The following is a 3,506-nucleotide window of genomic DNA, read 5'->3' as shown; positions in this document are numbered from 1 at the left end:
GAGCCACGGGTGTACACGCCCCATGCTCCTGAGTGGGGACCATCCTTGCGACCAGACCACGGAGTGGACCGCACGCGTCGAGACGATCGCTCCGGTGCTCGCCCGGTACCGAGACCAGGCTGAACACGAACGGGCCACTCCCCCCGCCGTCATCGACGCGCTACGCGAACAGAACATCCACCGGATGTGGGTCTCCCGCGCCTTCGGCGGCGGACAGGTCAGCGTGCAGACCGGCTCGGCCGTCCTGCAGGCACTCGCCCGCGTCGACGCATCCGTCGCCTGGCAGATGGGGGTCCAGGGTGCCATCGGCCGGATGTCGGACTATCTACCGGAGCCGGTGGCACACCGGCTCTTCCGCGAGAACACGGGACTGGTGGTCGGCGGCATCAACCCGACCGGGCGGGCCGAATCCGTGCCCGGCGGATACCGGCTGCACGGCACGTGGTCGTTCGCCAGCGGCTCGGCGCACGCCAGCTGGCTGGTCGCCACCGCGATGCTCCCGGATCACGACGCGTCGTGCACGCCCCCCACCGGGCCGCGGACACACATGTTCTTCGTGCCGACCAGTGCCGTCCGCTTCGTGGACGACTGGTTCACCGCGGGACTGCGAGGAACGGGAAGCACGACCTTCTGCGTCGAGGACCTGGTCGTCCCCGCGGACCACACGATCGACGGCTCGCTCCTGCGACGGCCCCCCGCCGGTCGGACCTCCCGGGCCTACCCGATCGCCTACTACGACTTCGCCGCGTTCACGACCGCGTCGACGACGCTGGGAATCGCCCAGGACGCCCTCGAGACCTTCCGGGCGCTGGCCCGAGAGAAGATCCCTGCCAGGGCGACGAGCCCGCTGGCCGCCAGCCACACCGTGCAGGCGGGGCTGGCCCGCGCGGAGATCCTGGTGCGGACGAGCGCTCTACTGCTCACCGACGCGGCCGACCACGCGACGGCACACGGCGAGCAAGGCGGGGACAACCTCAGCGCACTGATCCGCCTGGCGGCCGCGGCCGTCGCCGAGAACACCGCAGCAGCCGTGGACACGCTCTACGATCTGGCTGGGACGAGCTCCCTCTACACCGCCAGCCGGCTGGACCGCTGCTTCCGTGACATCCACGCGGCGGTCAAGCACATCACCCTGTCTCAGACGAATTTCGAGATGGTCGGGCAGTACCTGCTGGGCGGGACACTCCTGACACGACGGTGAACCCGGTGGTCAGTCCAGACCTGCCCACGCCTGGGCGAGGAGCTCGTAGGAACGCACCCGGGCGGCGTGGTCGTGGGTAACGGTGGTGATGAGCAGCTCGTCGGCGCCGACGTCCGCGGAGACCATGACGTACGGTGCGCGCAGTGTCTGCGACGGCCGGAAAGCGGCCCGGTACGCCACGACCGTGTCGAGTACGGTGGCATCGGCGATCAGGACGGCGGGTGCGGCGCAGGCGACGCTCGGAGTCAGATGGTGCTCGGCGAGCCAGTACCGGGCATAGCCGGAGCGCTCCACCTGCCGCTCAAGATCAATCATATTGCGCAACGCCGCGGCGGCGGTCGAGCCCGACGTGAGCGGCACGAGGTCGAGCACCGACAGCGGGACGGCTCCAGCCAGGGGCGGTGCGCAATGTTGATCGAACGCTATTCCGGAAAAGTGTCCGCCGTCCGCCGGCAATACGGGACGGCCTGTTCGACGCGCCGGCGTCCAGACGAGGAGTGCTCATGGAGACAAACCCGGTGGTGACCCCGTCCAATACCCTCGTGCCGCCGGCCACGGGTCGACCGGGTCCGGTTAGTGGTCCTCGCAGATGGTGTGGCGCCCGGCGAACCGGACGCCACACCATCCGTTTACGTCAACGCAGGACCAGAACCGCTCTAGTCGCCGATCTTGATAAGCGTGACAGAGACGACGCTGAAGACGTACCGACCGCCACGGGAATCACCAGGGGCGGTCAGCCGGGGACCCGCACTGTCCAGGGGGACACCATCCTCGCTGACGGCCAGCAGCGCCTGCTTACCACCGAAGTTCGGATCGATCTCCGGCCATGACAACACCGATTCATAGCCATCGCTTGCCTTGATCAGAATTGCGTACCGCAGCGAATCGTTCTTGATGCCCGGGTTGAAGGACGGTGCTGCGGACTTCAGCACGTCCAGCAGCAGCGGACCGACGTAGGTGTGGTGCTCAGGTCCTTTGCCGCTGAGGAAGTCGACGTCCTGGGTGTGTTGGGGGAAGGCCCGCAGATCGCCGAAGCTCAGGCGCAGCCGATGGCACCGCCGACGCAGCCGGTGTGGTGGCTTGTGCCACTGAACCGGGAAGCAGGCACAAGGACAGCGCGAGAAGAAACAGGAAGATCGGTAGAAGTACTCGCTTGGCGGATCGGGTCAACATGGTTCCGGGCACCGCGGATCCCCTCTGTGATGGCCGATCTAGAGATCATGATGAATAGCGGGTTTCGGCCGGCGAGGGTTAGGCGTACCGGCCGGGTGGGGGCTCCGCTCACCAACACAGACCGGGCCATGGCCACCAGCCGTCCCTGGCTGCGACCCCACAACTCTATTGATCTACGAAAGCCCTCTCGAGGGAGATTAGCACCGTCTCCGCAGATGCGGAACATCTGGCCTTAGGGATCTGCGAATGAGTAAATATCAAAAGATCTATACCGCAGACAAGGATTTACGCTAAGTATTTTTCTACACGCGATGTGCTACCAGCAAGGGCTGGGTGACCATCGAAAGTGGAACGACTGCAGTCCCGCACCCCGACCGTGCCGGTCGTCCTCCGACGATCCACCACCGTTACTTGCCGGGCATTACGGGCAATGAGGTTGACGACGTGTACGGCTGGTGTAGGAGAGTAGGAGCTGTTCACCTCTGAGCAGCGCCCCGACCTGATGAGGTAGATCAATGAGCTTGAGCATTCGCAACCGGCTCACGGGAACCGTCACTGAGATCACCAGTGGGGCGGCGATGGGCACCGTGGCGATCGACGTCACTGGTGGACAGCGCATGACAGCCGCGGTGACCATGGATGCGATCAAGGATCTCAGTATCTCGGTGGGCTCTGCCGTCGATATTCTGATCAAGTCAACCGAGGTCTCTCTGGCCACAGGTGCTGTCGCCGGTCTCAGTATTCGCAATCAGCTACCCGGTACGGTTTCCAGTCTCGAGACCGGTGGCGCAATGGTGGTCGCGCATATCGTCCTCGACGGTGGCGGTGAGATCACAGCGGCGATCACCCGGGCCGCCGCGACCGACCTCGGTCTCGCATCGGGTTCCACCGTGATCGCTCTGATCAAGTCGACGGAGGTCGCGCTTTCTGCCGCCTGACGCCGTGGCTGTCCGTGCCGGCAATGGCCTCGGTGCCGCGCTGTCGTCGTCCGTCCATGCCATCTCAGTAGCCATTCACGTGGACGGCGACCGCGGACGAGATTCTCGCCAAGGTCCAGCTTGTCCAGGCCAACATCAAGAAACTTGTCGACAACAATGGAAAGTAAAGTCAGTGGAATCACGAGACGCTAGGA

3 protein-coding genes and 1 pseudogene are annotated in these 3,506 nt (G+C 65.2%); 2 read left to right on the top strand and 2 right to left on the bottom strand.

The window, feature by feature from the left end:
* Positions 1-22 precede the first annotated feature (22 nt).
* Positions 23-1,201, top strand: coding sequence for an acyl-CoA dehydrogenase family protein (locus tag U9980_RS25240; RefSeq protein ID WP_322770213.1), 1,179 nt, complete (start codon positions 23-25; stop codon positions 1,199-1,201).
* A 204-nt stretch (positions 1,202-1,405) separates the two neighbouring features.
* On the opposite strand, the pseudogene U9980_RS28780 reads toward U9980_RS25240, so the two are convergent.
* Positions 1,406-1,597: pseudogene (locus U9980_RS28780) on the bottom strand (LLM class flavin-dependent oxidoreductase); the annotation flags it as partial.
* 260 nt (positions 1,598-1,857) lie between these two features.
* Positions 1,858-2,133 (bottom strand): hypothetical protein, encoded by a 276-nt coding sequence (locus U9980_RS25230; RefSeq protein ID WP_322770211.1) that lies wholly within the window; start codon positions 2,131-2,133, stop codon positions 1,858-1,860.
* A 756-nt stretch (positions 2,134-2,889) separates the two neighbouring features.
* Here U9980_RS25230 and U9980_RS25225 point away from each other — a divergent pair.
* On the top strand, positions 2,890-3,312 hold the full coding sequence (locus tag U9980_RS25225; protein ID WP_322770210.1) for a TOBE domain-containing protein: 423 nt from the start codon (positions 2,890-2,892) through the stop codon (positions 3,310-3,312).
* Positions 3,313-3,506: the final 194 nt, after the last annotated feature.

It is taken from the genome of Protofrankia sp. Cr1, from assembly GCF_963555865.1.
GTDB lineage: Bacteria > Actinomycetota > Actinomycetes > Frankiales > Frankiaceae > Protofrankia.
Note: the sequence above shows the minus strand (reverse complement) of the source record. Positions and strands in the feature narration are given on the sequence as shown.

Bases quoted from the DNA above. Each gene is read 5' to 3' on its own strand.
- U9980_RS25240 (WP_322770213.1), top strand. From the start codon at position 23: ATGCTCCTGAGTGGGGACCATCCTTGCGACCAGACCACGGAGTGGACC.
- U9980_RS25225 (WP_322770210.1), top strand. From the start codon at position 2,890: ATGAGCTTGAGCATTCGCAACCGGCTCACGGGAACCGTCACTGAGATC.